Annotated in this window: 17 protein-coding genes; 6 read left to right on the top strand and 11 right to left on the bottom strand. The window is 58.3% G+C overall.

Features of this window, described 5'->3' with window-relative positions; translation table 11 throughout:
• The first annotated feature begins 12 nt into the window (after window positions 1-12).
• The 5 genes from AC13C0_RS05940 to AC13C0_RS05920 all read left to right on the top strand — a co-directional run bounded on the left by AC13C0_RS05940 (window position 13) and on the right by AC13C0_RS05920 (window position 6,420).
• Window positions 13-1,836 (top strand): extracellular solute-binding protein, encoded by a 1,824-nt coding sequence (locus AC13C0_RS05940; RefSeq protein ID WP_482954113.1) that lies wholly within the window; start codon window positions 13-15, stop codon window positions 1,834-1,836.
• Between the two features lie 15 nt (window positions 1,837-1,851).
• Window positions 1,852-2,937, top strand: a complete 1,086-nt coding sequence (locus AC13C0_RS05935) for a microcin C ABC transporter permease YejB (protein WP_117617210.1) — start codon at window positions 1,852-1,854, stop codon at window positions 2,935-2,937.
• Window positions 2,934-3,962 carry an ABC transporter permease gene (locus AC13C0_RS05930; RefSeq protein ID WP_117617211.1) on the top strand — a complete coding sequence of 343 codons (1,029 nt, stop codon included), beginning with the start codon at window positions 2,934-2,936 and terminating at the stop codon, window positions 3,960-3,962. Before AC13C0_RS05935 ends, AC13C0_RS05930 begins: the two co-directional genes overlap by 4 nt.
• Before the next feature lies 1 nt (window position 3,963).
• Window positions 3,964-5,568 carry an ABC transporter ATP-binding protein gene (locus AC13C0_RS05925; protein WP_482954112.1) on the top strand — a complete coding sequence of 535 codons (1,605 nt, stop codon included), beginning with the start codon at window positions 3,964-3,966 and terminating at the stop codon, window positions 5,566-5,568.
• Window positions 5,569-5,634: 66 nt separating this feature from the next.
• Window positions 5,635-6,420 (top strand): enoyl-ACP reductase FabI, encoded by a 786-nt coding sequence (locus AC13C0_RS05920; RefSeq protein WP_117617213.1) that lies wholly within the window; start codon window positions 5,635-5,637, stop codon window positions 6,418-6,420.
• A gap of 102 nt (window positions 6,421-6,522) precedes the next feature.
• On the opposite strand, the gene AC13C0_RS05915 is transcribed toward AC13C0_RS05920, so the two are convergent.
• Window positions 6,523-6,936, bottom strand: coding sequence for a PilZ domain-containing protein (locus AC13C0_RS05915; RefSeq protein ID WP_482954111.1), 414 nt, complete (start codon window positions 6,934-6,936; stop codon window positions 6,523-6,525).
• Window positions 6,937-6,959: 23 nt separating this feature from the next.
• Entirely contained in the window at window positions 6,960-8,783 is a 1,824-nt protein-coding gene (locus AC13C0_RS05910) for a DUF1631 family protein (RefSeq protein WP_482954110.1), read from the bottom strand.
• Between the two features lie 175 nt (window positions 8,784-8,958).
• Here AC13C0_RS05910 and AC13C0_RS05905 point away from each other — a divergent pair, with 175 nt between their 5' ends.
• On the top strand, window positions 8,959-10,035 hold the full coding sequence (locus AC13C0_RS05905; RefSeq protein WP_117617216.1) for a 3-deoxy-7-phosphoheptulonate synthase: 1,077 nt from the start codon (window positions 8,959-8,961) through the stop codon (window positions 10,033-10,035).
• A gap of 27 nt (window positions 10,036-10,062) precedes the next feature.
• On the opposite strand, the gene cobA is transcribed toward AC13C0_RS05905, so the two are convergent.
• The 9 genes from cobA to AC13C0_RS05860 all read right to left on the bottom strand — a co-directional run bounded on the left by cobA (window position 10,063) and on the right by AC13C0_RS05860 (window position 20,983).
• Window positions 10,063-10,914, bottom strand: a complete 852-nt coding sequence (cobA, locus tag AC13C0_RS05900) for a uroporphyrinogen-III C-methyltransferase (RefSeq protein WP_117617217.1) — start codon at window positions 10,912-10,914, stop codon at window positions 10,063-10,065.
• Window positions 10,911-12,185 carry a serine--tRNA ligase gene (gene serS, locus AC13C0_RS05895; protein ID WP_482954109.1) on the bottom strand — a complete coding sequence of 425 codons (1,275 nt, stop codon included), beginning with the start codon at window positions 12,183-12,185 and terminating at the stop codon, window positions 10,911-10,913. The genes cobA and serS overlap by 4 nt, the downstream gene beginning before the upstream one ends.
• 87 nt (window positions 12,186-12,272) lie before the next feature.
• A complete protein-coding gene (locus AC13C0_RS05890; RefSeq protein ID WP_482954108.1) occupies window positions 12,273-13,610 on the bottom strand; it encodes a replication-associated recombination protein A in 1,338 nt (445 codons plus the stop codon).
• Window positions 13,610-14,263 carry an outer membrane lipoprotein periplasmic chaperone LolA gene (gene lolA / locus AC13C0_RS05885; RefSeq protein ID WP_482954107.1) on the bottom strand — a complete coding sequence of 218 codons (654 nt, stop codon included), beginning with the start codon at window positions 14,261-14,263 and terminating at the stop codon, window positions 13,610-13,612. Before lolA ends, AC13C0_RS05890 begins: the two co-directional genes overlap by 1 nt.
• Window positions 14,264-14,275: 12 nt before the next feature.
• The gene (locus tag AC13C0_RS05880; protein WP_482954106.1) at window positions 14,276-16,885 is read right to left on the bottom strand and encodes a DNA translocase FtsK; all 2,610 of its coding nucleotides are present in this window, start codon (window positions 16,883-16,885) and stop codon (window positions 14,276-14,278) included.
• Between the two features lie 6 nt (window positions 16,886-16,891).
• On the bottom strand, window positions 16,892-18,133 hold the full coding sequence (locus AC13C0_RS05875; protein WP_341582014.1) for an O-succinylhomoserine sulfhydrylase: 1,242 nt from the start codon (window positions 18,131-18,133) through the stop codon (window positions 16,892-16,894).
• Between the two features lie 27 nt (window positions 18,134-18,160).
• Window positions 18,161-19,687, bottom strand: coding sequence for an amidophosphoribosyltransferase (gene purF / locus AC13C0_RS05870; protein ID WP_117617223.1), 1,527 nt, complete (start codon window positions 19,685-19,687; stop codon window positions 18,161-18,163).
• Window positions 19,688-19,721: 34 nt separating this feature from the next.
• Window positions 19,722-20,291: a CvpA family protein gene (locus AC13C0_RS05865; protein WP_341582015.1), complete on the bottom strand. Its 570-nt coding sequence runs from the start codon at window positions 20,289-20,291 to the stop codon at window positions 19,722-19,724.
• 92 nt (window positions 20,292-20,383) lie between these two features.
• A complete protein-coding gene (locus AC13C0_RS05860) occupies window positions 20,384-20,983 on the bottom strand; it encodes an SPOR domain-containing protein (protein WP_341582016.1) in 600 nt (199 codons plus the stop codon).
• Window positions 20,984-20,999 lie beyond the last annotated feature (16 nt).

Genomic DNA, 20,999 nt, shown 5'->3' with positions numbered 1-20,999 from the left:
CGCGCGAGACTCATGACAAGAACACGGAAAGCCTCAACCCTTACGTCACTCTTTTCCGTACTGGCGTTCGTCGCCATACCCGTTTTCTCCCCGGTTTCTGCCGCTGGAACGGCTGAACCGAAGCATGGCATCGCCATGCACGGCGAGCCGAAATACCCGGCCGGATTCAGCCACTTCGACTATGTGAATGCAAAAGCGCCTAAAGGCGGCACCCTGAAGATGGCCGTGGTTGCCAACGGGTTTGATTCCTTCAACCCCTTCGATATCCGGGGCGTGGCCGCTGCGGGCATCAGCACCTACCTTTACGACACCCTCCTGGAATCCTCCGATGATGAGCCGTTTTCAGCCTATGGCCTGATTGCAGAATCCCTGGAAACACCGGAAGACCGCGGTTATGTGGTGTTCAACCTCCGGGAACAGGCAAGATTTCAGGATGGCGAACCGATCACCGCCAAAGATGTGAAGTTTTCCTTTGAGACCCTTACCACCAAGGGCCACCCCTTTTTCAGAAACTATTACGCGGATGTCAGCAAGGTCACCATTGAAGGCTCCCACCGTGTCCGCTTTGATTTCAGCGGCACCAGTAACCGGGAACTGCCACTGATTCTGGGGCAGATGCCGATACTTCCGGCCCATTACTGGGAAGACCGGGAGTTTGGAGAGAACGGCCTTACTCCGCCGGTTGGCAGTGGTCCTTACCGCATCGGCAGCTTTGAGGCCGGGCGCTCGATCACCTATCAGAGGATGGATAACTACTGGGCCCGGGACCTGGGTGTACGCAAAGGCCGGTTCAACTTCGACCAGATTACCTACGACTACTATACCGACGACACCGTCGCCCTGGAAGGCTTCAAGGCCGGCAGCTTTGACTTCCGCCTCGAGTCCTCCGCCAAGAACTGGGCCACCGCCTATACCGGTGAAAAATTTGAAAACGGCACGATCGTAAAAGAGGCCATTGAGCATCATCGCCCGACCGGTATGCAGGGTTTTGCCTTCAACACCCGCAGAGACGTGTTTTCCGACCCTTTGGTCCGTGAAGCCCTTGCCTATGGATTCGACTTTGAGTGGACCAACAAAAACCTGTTCTTCGGCCAGTACACCCGTACGGACAGCTATTTCGAAAACAGTGAACTGGCATCGACAGGCCTTCCACAAGGCCGGGAACTGGAAATACTGGAACCTTTCCAGGATCAGCTCGATGACGATGTCTTTACCGAAGAATACACACCACCAGAGACAGACGGTCAGTCTGGTTTGCGGCAGAACCTTAAAACCGCGCTGGAGCTTCTCAGGAAAGCGGGGTATGAAATCCGGGACGGCAAGATGGTACATGGGAAAACCGGAGAACCACTGGCTTTCGAGATCCTGTTGTTTCAGAAAAGCTTTGAACGGGTTGTCCTGCCCTTCAAGAACAATCTTGCCCGCCTTGGTATTGATGTAACAGTTCGCCTGGTGGACAGCAACCAGTACATTCAGCGTCTCCGTGAGTTCGATTACGACATGATCACCCAGGTCTTCGGTCAGTCTGACTCACCGGGTAACGAGCAGCGGGAGTACTGGCATTCCTCAACGGTAGACGCGAAGGGATCCAGGAATTACATGGGCGTGAGTGATCCCGTTGTCGACGAGCTGGTCAATATAGTCATTCAGGCACCAGACCGGGAAGAGCTGGTACATCGTGTAAGGGCCCTTGACCGGGTCCTGCTGAACGGCCATTACGTGATTCCTCACTGGCATCTGACCCGGGACCGGGTGGCCTACTGGAATTTCCTCCGGCGTCCCGCAGAGACCCCGAAAAACGGCGTTGATCTGAACAACTGGTGGGCGAAGCCCTGAGGAATCCGCCGATAAATGGGCATCTACATACTCAGGCGTCTGGCGCTGATTATCCCCACGCTGATCGGGATCATGCTGCTCAATTTTGTCATCGTGCAGGCCGCGCCGGGCGGCCCGATTGAGCAGCTCATTGCGGAAATGGAAGGCCACGGCGGCAGCGCCCTGGCCAGAGCGTCCGGCGGTGGCAGCGGCGGTGAGGTAGCGGACTCCTCCGGCGACAGCCGCAGCTCCCGTGGCATCCCCGATGAGCTTCTGAAAGAAATCGAAGTGATGTACGGCTTCGACAAGCCGGCCCACGAGCGCTTTTTCAAGATGCTTGGAGACTACGCCACTTTCAACTTCGGAGACTCCTTCTTTCGGGAAAGAAGTGTTATCGATCTGATCCTGGACAAAATACCCGTGTCCATATCCCTCGGCCTCTGGTCAACCCTGATTATCTATTTCATTTCCATTCCCCTGGGCATCCGCAAGGCCGTCAGCGACGGCTCCCGGTTCGATGTATGGACCAGCTCGGCCATCGTGGTCGGCTATGCCATTCCGGGTTTCCTGTTCGCCATCCTGCTGATTGTCCTGTTTGCCGGCGGCAGCTATTTCGACTGGTTCCCCCTGCGGGGCCTCACGTCCTCGAATTTCGAGGAGCTGGCCTGGTACCAGAAGGTCGGTGATTACTTCTGGCATCTGGCACTGCCGGTTACGGCTAACGTTATCGGTGGTTTCGCCACGCTGACTTTGCTCACCAAAAACTCCTTCCTTGATGAAATCGGAAAACAGTATGTGGTGACTGCCCGGGCCAAGGGGCTTGGTGAAAAAGAAGTGCTATACGGGCACGTGTTCCGTAACGCCATGCTGATCGTTATCGCCAGCCTGCCCGGTGTGCTTGTTGCCCTGTTCTTCACGGGCTCGCTACTTATCGAAGTCATTTTTTCCCTGGATGGTCTGGGGCTCCTGGGCTTCGAAGCCGCCCTGAACCGGGACTATCCGGTGATTTTCGGTACCCTGTACATATTCACACTGATGGGCCTGATTCTGAAACTGATCAGCGACATCACCTACGTACTGGTGGACCCGCGAATCGACTTTGAAAGCCGGGAGGGTGCGTGAGCTTCCGGTCTCTGACACCCGTTCAGCAAAGACGACTGAGAAACTTCCGGAACAACCGACGGGGGTTCTGGTCTCTCTGGCTTTTCCTCGCTCTCTTCGGCCTTTCCCTGGTGGCTGAGCTGATCGCCAACGACTCCCCTCTCATTGTTTCCTACAAGGGAGAGTTCTATTTTCCGGTTGTTGAATCGGTGCCGGAGGAAACGTATGGCGGCTTCCTGCCTACCGAGGCCAATTACCGGGACCCTTTTATTGCCGGCGAGATCAAGGCCAATGGCTGGATGCTCTGGCCACCCATCCGGTTCAGTTACAACACGATCAATTACGATCTTGAGGTCCCCTCACCGGCGCCGCCCAGCGCGGAGAACTGGCTGGGAACCGATGACCAGGGGCGGGACGTCGCTGCCAGGGTAATCTATGGCTTCCGGATTTCTGTGCTCTTTGGTCTGACACTGACCATCGCCAGTTGCATTGTCGGAGTCATTGTCGGCGCCGTTCAGGGCTTTTACGGTGGCAAAATCGACCTGCTGGGTCAGCGCTTTATTGAGATCTGGTCCGGCCTGCCAGTGCTGTATCTGTTAATCATTCTTTCCAGTATTGTTCAGCCAAATTTCTGGTGGCTGCTTGGGATCATGCTGCTTTTCAGCTGGATGGGGCTGGTGGATGTGGTACGTGCAGAGTTCCTGCGGGCCCGTAATTTCGAATATGTGAAGGCTGCCCGGGCGCTGGGGCTGGACAACGGCAAGATCATGTTCCGGCATATCCTGCCCAATGCCATGGTGGCCACCCTCACCTTTTTACCGTTTATCCTGACCGGGGCGATTACCGGTCTGACCTCCCTGGATTTTCTGGGCTTTGGCCTGCCCTCGGGTTCGCCATCCCTCGGCGAACTGATCGCCCAGGGCAAAGCCAATCTCCATGCACCCTGGCTCGGGATTTCCGCGTTCGTGTCCCTGTCACTGATGCTCACCCTGCTGGTGTTTGTCGGCGAAGCCGTTCGTGATGCCTTTGATCCGAGAAAGAGCTGATATGAACCACCTGCTTCAGATTTCCGATCTTTCTATCCGGTTCGATCAGGGCCCGGCGGCGGTTGATGGCCTGTCACTGGCTATTCGCGAGGGCGAGACACTGGCGTTGGTGGGTGAAAGCGGCTCCGGGAAATCCATTTCCGCGCTTTCGATCCTGCGCCTTCTGGATGCACGCCATGCCCGTTACCCGAGCGGGCAGATCCGCTATCGGGGCGAAGACCTGCTGGCCGCCACCGAAAAGCGAATGCGCCAGATCCGCGGCCGCGAGATCGGGATGATCTTCCAGGAGCCGATGACTTCCCTGAACCCGCTGCACACGGTGGAAAAGCAAATCAGCGAGACACTGGAACTGCACAAGGGAATGCGGGGGCCACGGGCCAGGCGACGGTGTCTGGAACTGCTGGAGCTGGTGGGCATACAGAACCCGGGAAGCAAACTGGGCGCCTACCCGCATCAGCTCTCCGGCGGCCAGAAACAACGGGTGATGATTGCCATGGCCCTGGCCAACGAGCCGGATCTTCTGATTGCGGACGAACCGACGACGGCGCTGGACGTAACCGTGCAAAAACAGGTGCTGGAGCTGCTCCGGGATCTACAGAAAAAGCTGGGCATGGCAATTCTGTTGATTACCCACGATCTCTCCATCGTGCACCGCTACGCGGATCGGGTTGCGGTGATGGAACACGGCAAACTGGTGGAGGAAGCAGATACAAAAGACCTGTTTTCGTCCCCCCGGCATGCCTACACCAAAAAGCTTCTGGATGCGGAACCACCAGAAGCGCCGTTGGCATTGGGGCAGAATGCCGAGGCACTGCTTACTGTTGACCAGCTGGACGTTCGCTTTGCTATCCGGAAAACCCTGTTTGGCAAGGTAAAAGAGTCGTTTCATGCCGTACAGAGCGCCGGATTTGAACTGAACCGCGGTGAAACCCTCGGCATTGTCGGTGAAAGCGGCAGTGGCAAAACGACCATTGGCCACGCCCTGCTCAAGCTCACCGCCAGCACCGGCAGCATCCGCCTGGCGGGAGAAGAACTGGCGTTTCTCAACCAGAAAGAGTTCCGCCCCTGGCGCCGCCGGGTTCAGATCGTGTTCCAGGATCCGTTCGGAAGCCTCAGCCCGAGGATGTCGATTGCCGAAATTGTCCGTGAGGGCCTGGAAATTCATGATCGGGAAAACGCCAGTGAACATGACCGGAAAGTGATCCGGGCGCTCACCGATGTTGGCCTGGATCCGGAGGCACGGCACCGCTACCCCCATGAATTCTCCGGGGGCCAACGCCAGCGGATTGCCATTGCCCGGGCGCTGGTGCTGCAACCGGATCTGATTATTCTCGACGAACCTACCTCGGCCCTGGACCGCACCGTCCAGAAGCAGGTAATTGAGCTGTTGCGGGATATCCAGGCCCGTTATGGTCTAAGCTATATCTTTATCAGCCACGATCTGGCCGTTGTGCGTGCCCTCAGCCATAAACTGCTGGTGCTGCAGCATGGCCGGATTGTTGAATACGGAAACGCGGCCGACATCTTCCGCTTACCCCGCGCGGACTATACTCGCGAGCTGCTGAATGCCGCGTTCTTTTACCAGAACACAACTACGACTATTTGAGCGTTACCCTGGCCAGACCACATCAGGGATAATGCACCAAAATCAGGAACACAGGGAGAACGATCCATGGGAATCCTCAGTGGCAAGAAAGCACTGATCGTTGGCGTAGCCAGCAAACTGTCCATCGCTTACGGCATTGCCGAGGCTTTCGCCCGGGAAGGCGCCGAACTGGCGTTTACCTACCAGAATGAAAAGCTGCAGCCACGGGTTGAAAAATTCGCGGAACAATGGGGCAGCAAGCTGACCTTCCCCTGCGATGTCGCCAGCGACGACGAAATCGAAAATGTCTTCAGGGAGCTCGGCAAACACTGGGACAACATCGACATCATCGTGCACGCGGTTGGCTATGCTCCGGGCCACGAGCTTGATGGCAACTATGTTGACGTGACCACCCGCGAAGGCTTCCGAATCGCCCACGACATCAGCTCCTACAGCTTTGTCGCCCTGGCCAAGGGCGCCCGCGGCATGATGCATGAAGGCAGTTCCCTGATCACCCTGAGCTACCTGGGGGCTGAAAAGGTTCTGCAGAATTACAACGTCATGGGCCTTGCCAAGGCATCCCTTGAAGCAAACGTTCGCTACATGGCTGCCAGCCTCGGCCGGGACGGCATCCGCGTGAACGGCATTTCCGCGGGCCCGATCAAGACGCTGGCCGCTTCCGGCATCAAGAGCTTCCGGAAAATGCTGGCGGAAAATGCCAGGCGCGCACCGCTTCGTCGCAATGTAACCATTGATGAAGTGGGTAACGCCGCCGCGTTTCTGGGATCGGACATGGCCAGTGGCGTTACCGGCGAGATCATGTACGTCGACGCCGGTTTCAACATCACCGGTATGGGCGAACTGGAAGAGTAGGTTTTCCCTCCCCGCTGAATCAGCGAAAGGGCCGGCTTGATGCCGGCTTTTTTCGTCTGACGGATTGTAACCTTGACTGGCTGCACTCCCTCAGCCCCGCCGTCAGCCCTCGGACATGGCCCTGGCCACCGCCTCCACCCACTCAATGTATGCGGTTTCGTCGGACTCGATAATCCGCACGCCCACCAAAAAGGCAGACTCGTGGGGCCGGCACCAGACCACTTCCACCATCAACTGGAAGGGCTGGTCGTGATTGCCCAGAAACACCATCGCCGGTAGCAGTGCATCCAGTGAGACCGGCTCGGCAGAAAACAGGCAAAGCCCGCCGGCCGAAATATCGCGAATACCACATACCAGTTCCTTGCCAGCAGGCCCGGCATCTTCCAACGTTCCCGGAGGACCGGATTCGAGCGCCAGAATAGCCCGGGCCCGGGCAGTCAGCCGGTAATCCGCCCGGTTATCCTGATCAATACAGGGTTCGTGCTGCGTTCCGAAGCTGTAATCGTTATCTGTCATTGTTGTTATTCCTGCATCAGCGATCAATTTCGGCCTACCCGGATACGGCCAACTACCCTGCTGAGGGTGTCATCGAATTCTGCGGAGGTTCCGAGAACCCGGATCCGCCCCTCAACAATACCCCCTACCAGCCCGTCTTCAATAAACTCGCGCCGGTTGAGTCCCAGCCGGTCTACAAACACCAGTTTTCTGGAGGCGTTGATTCGTACTGCCAGTTTCAGCCTTGCCGGCTCTTCCGAAGCGTCGTCTGGCTGCACGACAATCCAGCCACCCAGCTTGATGCCGTCGACCTGCTTCTCGGCCAGAAGCGTTTTCTCCATTCGGATTCGTTCCTGCCCGGCCTTCTCGTCAGCTATACGCTGCTCTTCCACTGCCTGCCGTTGGCGTTCAAGTTCCGCTTCCCTTGCCGCCTCCAGCTCCCTGCGGCGTTCCTGGGCCACCTCTTTCTCGCGCCGGAGTTCTTCCGCCCGCACTCTGGCAGCCTCGGCGGCCTGTTCCCGTAGGCGGCGTTGCTTGTTACACACGCGGGCCAACAGCTCCACGGTCTCCGCAAGCACCTTGCCAAAAGGCGTGAGTGTCGGCATTGTCCGGAGTTGCTGCTTACCCAAAGCCTGCTGGAAGTCACCCCAGGGCTGAAGCCCCAATTTTACGCCGGCACCGTTTGTCCAGAGAATTTCTGCCGATTCGCCCAGAAACGCATAGAAAAAGCGGCGTTGCTCGCCCAAACCTTCACCTTCGACAAACCACTGGCCCTCAAAGGATTCGAATGCTTCTTTCGGCGGCGTTTCGAACCCCAGCCAGGCCGGATCCCATTGAAAGCTGCCGGCCGCCGGAAGGGCATCAACCAGGTCCGGCACCTCACCCCGAAGCCGGGACACCATAACGGCCTCAATGCCGGACAGCGCATCTGCTGGTAAGGGCCTGTTGTGCACCCTGCCCCAGACGTCGAGAATCCGGTCTCCGATTTGCTCCCCCACATGATAGAGCCGGTTCCGGTCTTTATCCGAGAGCGAAGGGTCGCCAATCCAGACCAGCCATTCAAGGAGCTTGCTGGCGTGCCGGAAGGTTTCACCCTCCAGGCCGGAATCCCATACCGACTGTTTCAGCAGACCCTGCCAGTAATCCAGGATAAACCGGACGATGGACACAGGCACCCGGCGCCCCTGTAATGCGCGCCCGATCAGCGCCCTTGAAACCTGGTCTGCCTTGCGTTGTCTGGCCGCCCCGTGCTCCGTCTCCAGCAGCCGCTGCCTGAGTTTTCCGGCCTGGGCATTTCGTTTGGCCGCATCTTCCTGCCACTGTTGGCAAAAGGCTTCCAGGGATTCCACGCTGCCGGATTCGAAACTTGCCGACACGGCAATTACAAGGGCATCAAGCTGATCAAGCAGAACCTTGCCGGAACGACCTCCGGAATCGTTCCAGCCACGCCACTCCTGCAAACTGTCCAGCCACGCCAGCAGGGTTTCGCTGAATGTTTTTTTACCATCAAGGTTCATTCGCCAGGCGAAGTAAAACCTGAGCCGTGCAATCCTGCGGGCGAGGCCCGGGTGCAAGCCGCTGGTTTTGAGGAAAACATCCATGATGCGATCGGCAACATAGGCAGCGTTGATCTGGCGGGCCGACCACTCCAAGTGTACGGAGCGGATAACCTGGGTAACGCGTTCATCCCGTTGTTCAGACCAGCAGGAGAGCAGCAATGGGCGCCAGTCGCTTATGGCATCCGGTGCAAGCTTTCCGGCAGGGTACGGAAGATCAGGAACCCGGATACCGGCCAGGACGTCGTCTATTTTGCCCGAAACCGCCCGTCGGGAAGGCACATCCTGCGGTCTCTGCCTGTATCGTGACATCCGTTCCCCGTACTTAAGAAGCGTTGAAAAGACCCTGTAAATGACGCAGTATAACCAACTCGCCGGGGTTTACCGCAACATTGCACCGGTGTTATTCGCGTCAATCTGTAACTCTGCCGGCACCGTCGATCGCACATCAGGGTTGCAAGGATCAGAATCGGGGAAACAGAACAACATGTCGGGCAACAAGCTAGAGAATCTGAATGTGGCGAGCCAGGAAACACTGATCACTCCTGAAGCGCTGAAAAAGGAGATGCCACTCTCCGAGAAGGCCGCTGAGACCGTATCCAAGGGTCGCCAGGCTATCTACGACATTATGGACGGCAAAGACCACCGGCTGTTCGTGGTCGTTGGCCCCTGCTCCATTCACGACGTTGAAGCCGCCCGGGATTATGCCACGCGACTGAAGAAACTGGCCGACGAAGTCAGTGACACCCTGCTGATCGTAATGCGCGTCTATTTTGAAAAGCCCCGTACTACCGTTGGCTGGAAAGGCCTGATCAACGATCCGCACCTGAACGACACTTTTGATATTGAGCAGGGGCTGCATATCGGCCGCCGTTTGCTGCTGGACATCAATGAGCTTGGACTGCCGGCGGCCACCGAGGCACTCGATCCGATCTCCCCCCAGTATCTCCAGGACACCATCGCCTGGTCCGCCATCGGCGCACGTACTACGGAATCCCAGACGCACCGGGAAATGAGCAGTGGCCTGTCCATGGCGATCGGCTTCAAGAACGGCACCGATGGCAGCCTCGATGTGGCGGTCAACGCCATGAAGTCTGTCTCACACCCCCACAGTTTCCTGGGCATTGACCAGCAAGGCCAGGTGGCCATCATCCGAACCAGGGGTAATAACTATGGCCACGTTGTTCTGCGTGGCGGTGGCGGCAAGCCCAACTACGATTCCGTCAGTGTGGCCCTGTGCGAGCAGGCACTGGACAAGGCCGGCCTGCGCAAGTCCGTGATGATCGATTGCAGTCACGCCAATTCCAGCAAGGACCCGGCTATCCAGCCGCTGGTTATGCAGGATGTGACCCACCAGATTCTTGAGGGTAACTCCTCAATCCAGAGCCTGATGGTTGAGAGCAACATCAACTGGGGCAACCAGCCTCTTCCCGGCAATCTGGCCGACCTGAAATACGGCGTCTCCGTGACCGACGCCTGTATTGACTGGCCAACCACGGAGAAAGCTGTCCGGGATATGCGCGAGAAGCTGAAGGATGTGCTGCCGAAACGCAAGATCGGCTAGGCGCCATCAGTATCAGAACGGGGAGCCTCAGCTCCCCGTCACACCACCTACCCAGTCCAGCCGGTCCCTTAATGTCACAACCTGGCCGATAATCACCAGGGTCGGCGCCTGAACCGCGTCCGCCTCCACCCTGTCTACAATGTTGCAGAGATTGCCAGTCACCACACGCTGCTCTTTCGTGGTTCCCCTTGATACCAGCGCCACAGGCATGTCTTCAGACATACCATGGTCGATCAGCTGCCGGCAGATGATGGGCAGACCCACCAGCCCCATGTAGAACACCAGAGTCTGGTTGTTCTGGACAAAGTCCTTCCAGGGCAGGTCGCAGGTATCGTTCTTGAGGTGGCCGGTAACGAACCGGACCGACTGGGCATGATCCCGATGGGTCAGTGGTATGCCGGCATAGGCGGCGCAGCCGGAGGCCGCGGTAATACCCGGCACTACCTGGAAGCGCACCCCCGCCTCCGCCAGGGTTTCGATCTCTTCCCCACCCCGGCCGAAAATGAACGGATCACCGCCCTTCAGGCGAACCACTTTGCGGCCCTGCCTGGCCAGATCCACCAGACGCTGGTTAATCTGATCCTGGGGCAAGGTGTGGTTGGCCCGTTGCTTCCCGACGTGGATCATCTCTGCCGATTCGGGAATCAAAGCCAGTATTTCCGGTGAGACCAGGCGGTCGTAGAGTACCACCTCCGCCGAGGTGATCAGCCGCCAGGCCTTGAGAGTCAGCAGCTCAGGGTCACCAGGGCCGGCCCCGACAAGGGCCACCTCACCTGCGGATGTGTTCGGATTCGAGGTAACCGGATTAACCCTGTACCGGACCGGTGCAGGGCGTGCACCAACGCCCGTTCCTGGTGCGCTTTCTGGTTGATCACTCATTGGATTTGGTCAATGCCTCCCATGTACGGCTTCAGAACTTCCGGAACCAGAATGCTGCCATCGGCCTGCTGATAGTTCTCCATAACCGCAATAAGGGCACGGCCAACAGCAAGGCCGGAACCGTTCAGGGTATGAACAGGTTCAGGCTTCCCGGTTTCCGGGTTTCGCCAACGTGCATGCATGCGCCGTGCCTGAAAATCGCGGGTGTTGGAACAGGAGGAGATCTCACGGAACTTGTCCTGCCCCGGCAGCCAGACTTCCAGATCATAGGTCTTGGCGGCGGAAAAGCCCATATCGCCGCCACACAGCGCGACGACGCGATAAGGCAGCTCCAGCAACTGAAGCACCTTTTCGGCATGGCCGGTCAGCGTTTCCAGGGCGGCTTCGGAGTCTTCGGGGCGCACCACCTGGACGAGCTCTACCTTATCGAACTGGTGCTGGCGGATCATGCCGCGGGTGTCACGGCCGTAGGAACCGGCTTCGCTGCGGAAGCACGGGGTATGGCAGACCATCTTCAGGGGCAGCTCTTTGGCGTCCAGAATGCTGTCAGACACCAGGTTTGTGGCCGGCACTTCGGCGGTCGGGATCAGGTAAAGTGGATTTTCCCCTTCTGTCTTGAAAAGGTCTTCCTCGAATTTCGGCAGCTGGCCGGTTCCATACAGCGTATCGGCATTCACCAGATAGGGAACGTAGGTCTCCAGATAACCGTGCTCACGGGTGTGCAGATCCAGCATGAACTGGGCCAGAGCACGATGAAGACGGGCCACAGGGCCACGCATCACTGCAAACCGGGAATGGGCAAGGCGGGTTGCGGTCTCGAAGTCGAGGCCGTTCAGGCTGTCACCCAGGGCGACGTGGTCTTTGGGCTCGAAATCGAAGTGCTTCGGAGTGCCCCAGGTACGGACCTCAAGGTTATCCTCTTCGCTCTCGCCGGCGGGAACGTCTTCATCCGGAAGATTGGGAATGCCGGCCAGGAAAGCGTTCAGCTCTTCCTGAAGTGCGCGCAGCTCATCTTCCGCCCCGGATTTCTTCGTCTTCAGATTTTCCACTTCGTCCAGCAACGGCTGGATGTCCTCACCGGCGGCCTTGGCCTTGCCGATCGATCTGGACCGTTTGTTCTGCTCGCTCTGCAGAGTTTCCGTGCGCACCTGCAGGGCACGACGGCGCTCCTCAAGCTGCTCGAAGGTGGCGGTATCGAATTCGAAATTCTTGATGGCCAGCCGACGGGCGATCTCTTCTGTCTGGGTACGGACACGTTTGGGATCGAGCATGATTATCCTGAGTCTTCCGGTTAGCGATGTAATGATTGACTGGCCATTATACCCGCACTGGTGCTGGTGGCTACCGCAGTGAAAGGCTCAGCGGTAGCGTTTACGGGGACTTTCAGTGTTGCGGGAATCAAGCCGCTGGCGTTTCTCGGCCAGCTTGATTTCCAGACCACGATTGACGGGCTCATAATACCGGCGCTGGTGGATGGCTTCGGGAAGGTAGGACTCCCCGGCTGCAAACCCCTCGGGTTCGTCGTGGGCATACCGGTAGGTGTCCCCGTGGCCCATGCTTTTCATCAGTTTGGTTGGCGCATTTCGAAGGTGCACCGGTACTTCGTAGTCCGGGTCCTGGCGGATATCCGCCATGCACCGGTTAAAGGCCTTGTAGACGGCATTACTCTTGGGCGCCAGCGCCAGATAGGTAACGGCCTGGGCAAGAGCCAGTTCACCCTCCGGTGAGCCGAGCCTCTCCTGGGCATCCCAGGCTTCCATGCTCAATTGCAAGGCGCGGGGGTCGGCATTGCCGATGTCTTCACTGGCAATACGAACCAGTCGCCGGGCCACATACAGCGGATCACAGCCACCATCCAGCATCCGGCACAGCCAGTAAAGCGAACCATCCGGGTCGGAACCGCGAACCGACTTATGCAGGGCGGAAATCTGATCGTAGAACACATCACCGCCTTTATCGAAACGGCGCAGGCTGGTCTGCATGACCTGCTCAAGCTGATCCGCCGTTATCCGGTCGTTTCCTGCCGCGTCCGGCTCGGCAAGATCGGCAGCCACTTCCAGAATATTCAGCGCACGACGTGCATCTCCGCCGGAGGCCGAAGCCATCAGGGTTAACACGTCGTCTTCGACCATCAGGCGGCCGCCAAACCCCTCCCCGACTACCAGCGCACGTCGCAACAGCCGGAGAATGTCCTCTTCCCCGAGATTCCTGAGTACGTAGACACGTGTGCGCGACAGCAGTGCGCTGTTCAGCTCAAAGGAAGGGTTTTCGGTGGTGGCACCGACAAAAATGAAAGTGCCGTCTTCGATGTGCGGCAGGAAGGCATCCTGCTGGCTTTTGTTGAACCGGTGGACCTCGTCCACGAACAACAGAGTGTCCCGCCCCTGGGACTGCTTTCGGTTGCGGGCCCGCTCGACGACAGCGCGAATCTCTTTCACGCCGCTCAGAACGGCTGAAACCGTCTCGAAACTCAGGTCACCGACGTTGGCCAGCAATTGGGCAAAGGTGGTTTTACCAACACCGGGAGGCCCCCAGAGGATCATCGAGTGGAGTTGCCCCTGCTCCACCGCACGCCTGAGGGGCTTGCCCGGGCCGACCAGGTGGGCCTGCCCGACATAGTCGTCGAGGGTTGCCGGCCGCATTCTCGCAGCAAGAGGCCGGAAGCCTCCGGCTTCCGTGAACAGGCTGTCCTGCATCAGGCCCCGTCCTGGATAATATCGACGCCCTCCGGGTATTCGAGGGTAAAGGCGCTGGCTTCAACCGGCTCGTTCAGCCTGATCCGGTCAAAGCTCAGAATGCTGATCTGGGACAGGGAGTCCTGCATTCGCATTTCCTGCAACTCCCCCTTGAAAAAGGTCAGCCTCAGGGATATGAACAGGGAATCCGGGCTTCGTGGCTCCAGGGTAAACTCACGGGTATGGTCACCAATCTGGCGGCCGGACACCCGGTAGGTTTCTTCCAGGTTATCCACTTCACCGCTGAGCAGCAGTGCCGGTGTGGATTGCACCCGGTCGTCCAGATTATGAATCGTCACCTGCTCCAGGTCCGGATCGTAGACCTCAACGGTGTCACCGTTGCTCACGATAAACTGGGAAAGTGGCGCACTGGTTTCCCAGTAGAACAGGCCCGGACGCTTGGCTTTCAGGGAACCGCGGGTTTCCTGCACCTTGTTGCCGTTTCCGTTGACCACGATCTGGATAAAATCCGCCTGGTAGGATTCGTAGCTTTCCAGCAGGGAGGCCAGTTCACCGGCCCCGGCGCTGGAATTGGTTTCGCCAGCCACGGCAACACTGGTGAAGAAGCCAATAAACGCCAGCGTTAGCAGGCGGTTCAGGAATGACTGTCGCATTACAACTTACTCCTAATCTCTTGGTGGAGGCGGAGCCAGAACTTCGCGGGCGCCATTGTGGCCCGCGGCGCTCACCACGCCCGATGCTTCCATGGCATCAACCAGGTTTGCAGCCCGGTTGTACCCGATCTTGAACTTCCGTTGCACGGACGAAATCGAGACACGGCGACCTTCGGTGACGAAGGCAACTGCCTCGTCAAACAGGGCGTCTCCCTCGCTGTCGCCGCCTTCGGACAGGTTCGGCACGCCCGGCAGGCTCTCACCCTCGGCACCGCTCAGCACATCGTCCACGTACACTGGTTCGCCCCGGGCCTTCCAGGCACTGACCACACGATGAACCTCGTCATCATCCACAAACGCCCCGTGCACCCTGACCGGCAACCCAGAGCCCGGAGGCAGGTAAAGCATGTCACCGTGGCCCAGCAGCTGTTCAGCGCCGCCCTGATCCAGCACGGTCCGGGAATCGATCTTGGACGAGACCTGGAAGGACATCCGGGTTGGAATATTGGCCTTGATCAGACCTGTGATCACGTCAACGGACGGGCGCTGTGTCGCCAGAATAAGGTGAATACCGGCCGCCCTTGCCTTTTGCGCAATCCGGGCAATCAGCTCCTCAACCTTTTTGCCAACGATCATCATCATGTCGGCAAATTCGTCGATCACCACCACAATGAACGGCAGCGTTTCGAGTTCTGGCCGTTCCTGCTCGTCATTGGCAAGGTATTCGTCCGGCTTCCAGAACGGATCCAGCAGCGGCTCACCCGCCGCCACCGCATCCTTTACCTTGCGGTTGTAACCGGCGAGGTTACGAACCCCGAGGCTGGCCATCAGCCTGTACCGCCGCTCCATTTCGGCAACGCACCAGCGCAGGGCATTGGCCGCTTCCTTCATGTCGGTGACCACCGGCGCCAGCAAGTGGGGAATGCCATCGTAGATGCTCAGCTCGAGCATCTTCGGGTCAACCATGATAAAGCGGACATCTTCGGGGCCGGCCTTGAGCAGCATACTCAGCAGCATGGCGTTAACGCCAACGGATTTACCGGAACCGGTGGTGCCGGCTACCAGCAGGTGCGGCATCTTTGCCAGGTTGGCCACCATGGGATTGCCGCCGATGTCGTTACCCAGCGCCAGGGTCAGCGGTGAGCTGGACTCCTGGAATACCCGCGCGCCCAACACTTCACTGAGACGGACCATTTCCCGCTCTTCATTGGGAATCTCGATACCAACCACGGATTTGCCGGGAATAACCTCAACAACCCGAACGCTCAGTACCGCCAGTGACCGGGCCAGATCCTTGGCAAGATTAGAGATTTTGCTGACCTTTACCCCGGCCGCAGGCTTGATTTCAAATCGGGTGATAACGGGGCCGGGATTAACCTCGACCACTTCCACGGAAACCCCGAAGTCCGCCAGCTTCTCTTCCAGCAATCGGGACATATGCTCGAGGGATGCTTCCGAATAGCCCTTCTCCTGATGCTCCTCGGGGGGATCAAGCAGGGAAATGGGCGGGATCGGGCTTTCAATATCTTCCAGCAACGATGGCTGTTTGTTGCTCTTGTCGTTTGACCGGGACGGCTGTTCGTCCTTCTTGAACGGTGAAATTTTCAGAGAACGGCCTGCCGGCTGAGGGGCCGCTGCGTTTTGCGATTTTTCAGGCTTGATGGCACTGGCAGGCGCCTCGTCCCGCGAGCTGAAGCTCTCGAGCCGCGCCGGCTCCGGATCAACAGTCGCAAACAATCCGTCCAGACCCGGTTCGACACGATCCCCGGAGGGCTTCGTAGCTGCCTTGGGCTTTTTCGGTTTTTTCGGACCGAAGCCAGGGATGTGCTGCCACCATCGCCGGCCCGTCGCCTTGTCTCTAGTTCCGGGTTTTTCGGTCGGGGGTATTCGGTCCTTGATAACCGGCGGTTCCGCCTTCGGTGCAGACCCTGGTGCAGGCCCTTCCCGGGAATCCGGCCTGGCCGTGGCCGGTTTGCGGCCACCGCTGAACAAACCCTTGATCGCCAACCCGGTTTTCAGGGTCATGCTACCCACCTGATCCATCAGCCAGAACCAGGACAATCCCGTAGTGACGGTCAGGGCAAACAGAAAAATAGCAATCAGAAGCAGAGTGGTTGCCGGCAGGTTGAAGAAGCGCACCATGGCATCCGCCACCGTCGTTCCAAGCACTCCACCGGACGATACGCCAAGGCCGAACACCGAGTACAGCGACAAAAGGCTGGTTGCCGAGAGCAGAATCAGCAAAAATCCGCCAAAGCGCATCAGAAAGAGCGGCCAGTGCAGATCCAGGGAATCATTGCGGCGACGGATGAGCATCAGGGCGTAGCCTGCAATCATCAGGGGGAACAGGTAAGCCACATGGCCAAAGAAATCCATGAACAGACTGGCCAGCCAGGCGCCGGTGCGACCGGCGTAGTTCTGGACGCTGGTGTCGTGGCCGATACTGGCCCAGCCCGGGTCTGAAGGGCTGAAGGTCACCAGTGCCATGGACAGGTAGATGCAGAGAGAAATTAACGCAATCACAGCGCCTTCACGGGCGCCCTGTGCAACCAGTCGGCGAAAGCGCAACTGCTTCTCTGTCAGTTCCTGTGGTGCTCTTTTCGCTTTTGCGGATTCGGCCATGAATGCTCAGACGTTGTCGGTGCTTGCGTTCCGAAGCGCCTGAAAGCCCCTTGCAAGGTCGGTTTTCAGGTCTTCAACTGCTTCAATCCCAACGGAAATACGAATCAGGTTTTCCGTGATCCCGGCACGTTCCTTGTCCTCCGGCGACAATCGCCCGTGAGTCGTGGTAGCCGGGTGGGTAATGGTGGTTTTGACATCACCCAGGTTCGCGGTGATGGAAATCATCCGGGTAGCGTCAATGAATCCCCACGCCTCTTCACGGGCGCCTTTGAGCCGGAACGACAACACCCCCCCGAAACCCTTCTGCTGTTTTTTCGCCAGGTCGTGTTGGGGGTGACTCTCAAGCCCGGCATAGAACACACATTCCACCGCCGGTTGCTGTTCCAGCCACAGGGCCAACTCTAACGCATTGTCACAATGGGCGCGCATACGAATTGGTAAGGTTTCCAGGCCCTTCTGGAAAACCCAGGCATTGAAAGGGCTCATGGTCGGGCCCGCGGACCGCAGGAAGCCGTAGACCTCTTCCATCATCTTTTCAGAGCCCACCACCACGCCGCCGACGCACCGGCCCTGGCCGTCCAGATATTTGGTGGCGGAATGGATCACGATATCCGCCCCCTGCTCCAGTGGCCTCTGGAGGACCGGAGTGCAGAAACAGTTATCCACCACGAACAGCGCATCGCTGTCACGGGCCAGCTGAGCCAGCCCGGCCATATCCGCTACTTCGCACAACGGATTGGACGGAGTCTCAATGAACAGCATGCGGGTTTCCGGGCGCACCGATGCGCTCCATTCTTCCATGTCCGTCAGGCTGACAAACGAGGTTTCCACCCCAAACCTTGCCATGTACTTCTGGAACAGCACATTGGTGGTGCCGAATACGCCCCGCGAGCAGACAACATGATCGCCACTTTGCAGCAGCGCCATGCAGGTGCTCAGGATGGCGGCCATGCCGGAGGCGGTTGCCACCGCCCGCTCGCCACCTTCCATGGCCGCAATCCGGGCTTCGAAGGCCTGAACCGTCGGATTGGTGAAGCGGGAGTAGATGTTGCCCGGCTCATCTCCGCCAAAACGGGCAGCCGCCTGGGCGGCACTGCCGTAGACAAAGCTGGACGTGGGAAATATGGCGTCGCTGTGCTCAAGCTGGCCGGTGCGGATCTGCCCCGCCCTCACCGCCAGGGTATCAACGGACATACCCTCAAGATCCGATTCCGGAATCCAGACAGTTTCTTCGCGGCGTAAGGTCATCAACGTCTCCTGCCTGATACGGCTGCTTCAGTCTTCGTCGTTGTACAAATCAATAATACCGTTATCACTGGATGTGGCTCCGGTACTCTCGAAACGTTTGTCGTCGTTGCGCAGTTCTTCGAGCCGGTTAAGGTAGGCCGCATCGACATCTCCGGTCACATACTTACCGGTGAAGACCGAGCACTCCCAGCCCTCAATATCGTCATTCACGTCACTGACGCAGGTTACCAGATCATCCAGGTCCTGATAGAGCAGCCAGTCCGCGCCAATCAGCTCCCGGATCTCTTCAACGGTGCAGTCGTGAGCAATCAGCTCGCTGGCAGAGGGCATGTCGATCCCGTACACGTTCGGGTAGCGAACGGGGGGCGCTGCCGACGCAAAATAGACTTTGCGGGCACCCGCATCCCGCGCCATCTGGACAATCTCCTTACAGGTGGTGCCGCGCACAATCGAGTCGTCCACCAGCATCACATTCTTGCCCCGGAACTCCAAATCGATCGGGTTCAGCTTCTGGCGAACGGACTTCTTCCGCATTTTCTGGCCAGGCATGATGAACGTCCGGCCGATGTAGCGGTTCTTGATAAAGCCTTCCCGGAATTTGACCCCAAGGCGATGGGCCATCTGCATGGCGGAGGTCCGGCTGGTGTCCGGAATCGGTATCACCACATCGATATCATGGTCCGGGCACTCTCGCAGAACTTTCTCGGCCAGGGTCTCCCCCATCCGCAGGCGCGCCTTGTAGACCGACACCTTGTCAAGGATGGAGTCCGGACGGGCGAAATACACATGCTCGAAAATACACGGGAAAAGATGCGGATCTTCGGCGCACTGACGGGTGTAGAGGGTGCCGTCGGTTTCGATGTAGACGGCCTCGCCCGGCGCAATATCACGAACCAGGGTATAACCCGCGGCACTCAGAGCCACGCTTTCCGAGGCGATCATGTATTCCTTCCGGCCATCCTCAGCGGTTCGCTCGCCGTAGCAGGCCGGCCGGATTCCGTTCGGGTCCCGGAAGCCGACAATGCCGTAACCGGTAATCATCGCAATCACGGCATAGGCACCCCGGCAGCGTTTGTGCACGGCGCTTACCGCTGAAAAAATTTCGTCCTTGGTGGGATCGAGCTTACCCAGCTTCTGCAGTTCATGGGCGAACACGTTCAACAGCACTTCCGAATCCGAATTGGTGTTGATGTGGCGAAGATCGGTCCGGAACAGGTCCTTGCTGAGATCATCGGCATTGGTCAGGTTGCCGTTATGGGCCAGGGTAATGCCGTAGGGGCTGTTTACATAGAACGGCTGGGCTTCGGCGGAACTGGAACTGCCGGCTGTCGGGTAACGCACATGCCCGATACCCACGTTACCGACCAGACGGCGCATATGCCGGGTGTGAAACACGTCCCGCACCAGCCCGTTATCCTTGCGAAGGTAAAAACGATCATCCTGAAAAGTAACAATGCCCGCCGCATCCTGGCCCCGGTGCTGAAGTACAGTCAGCGCATCATAGAGCGACTGATTGACGTTGGAAGTACTGACGATGCCGACAATGCCACACATGGATAAGGTGTTCTCCGAGTGTTAAAACTGAATGTTAGCGGGACGCAGACGCGGGTTCCACGCCTTCCTGCAGTGTACCGGGTACCGGTTCTCGCGCACCCTCGGGCGCAGGCCCCAGAAAACGCGCAAATTCATCGCCCAGGGTCCGCCGGGACCAGTCTTCAACCACCGCAAGACGATCGATGATAATGGACGTTCGCCACCAGGTATCCTGTGCCAGTGGGGTATATCGGGTGAAGGCGATGGCGACAATCACGACCACAACACCTCGCAAGAGCCCGAACCCCATGCCAAGTACCCGATCCGTGGCTGAAAGCCCTGTGACCCTGATCAGGTGACCAATCATATTGTTAATGATGGCTCCGACAATGAGCGTTCCAAAGAAGAGTATGGCGAAGGCGGCAATGAGCCTGACCAGGGGCGTTTCTACCGTGCTTTCCAGCAGGCTTTGCATTTGTGGATGGAAGGTTCTGGCAAGGATGAACGCGCCAACCCAGGTCACCAGAGACAGGGCTTCTTTTACGAAACCCCGCTTCAGACTGATGAGCGTGGAAACTGTAATCAGGGCGATAATGACCCAGTCAATCCAGATCAGCGCTTCCATGGAAAACCCGGTGGAGAAAAGGAAGCGCGAATTCTATCAGGAAACCCCGGTTCGCCAAACCGCCTTACCCACATAAAACCGCTTGAGCGTGGCTATTTTTGGCCGGACGTGACCAGGCTGTTCACGCCAAACGCATCATCCACGGCTCGTTTTGCTGCTTCGGCTTCCGACCTGGTGGCAAACGGACCGCTGAAAACCCGGGTAAGCGTGGTATCTCCACGGACTACGGCCTGGAGGTGAGAGCCATAGCCCTTTTCCCGAACCTTGTCCCGCAACCGGCGGGCATTGTCTTCGTTGCCAAAACTTCCCAGCTGGACCACCCAGGCGCCCTCAAGGGAGCGCTCGTACTCGGCCGTTTCCGGCTCAGCGGGCTCCCTGACCTCGGGAACGGGCGCGGAGGCAACGGGCGCGGAATCGGAGCCTTCTTCCAGAATCCGGTACGCGGGCGAGTCCTTGCTCTCCCCTGCCCCAGGTTCAGGCACATCAGGTGCGTTCTCGCTGAGCTCATAGGAAGGCGCCGGTGCGACTTCGGTTTCAGGCGCCTCAACTTCAGGGAAAGGGGGTTCTTCCGGAATTTTGATGGTTGTGGAACTACGTTCCGAGTGCGGCTCGTCAAAAAGCATGGGAACAAAGATAACCGCTAGGGAAACGAGTACCAACGCCCCGATTATTCTCTGTTTCAATCCATCCACGTTACCAGGCTCCCAT

The sequence above is a fragment of the Marinobacter sp. B-21 genome, assembly GCF_056857895.1.
The sequence above is the reverse complement of the archived record's forward strand: the minus strand, read 5'-3'. Positions and strand labels throughout refer to the sequence as shown.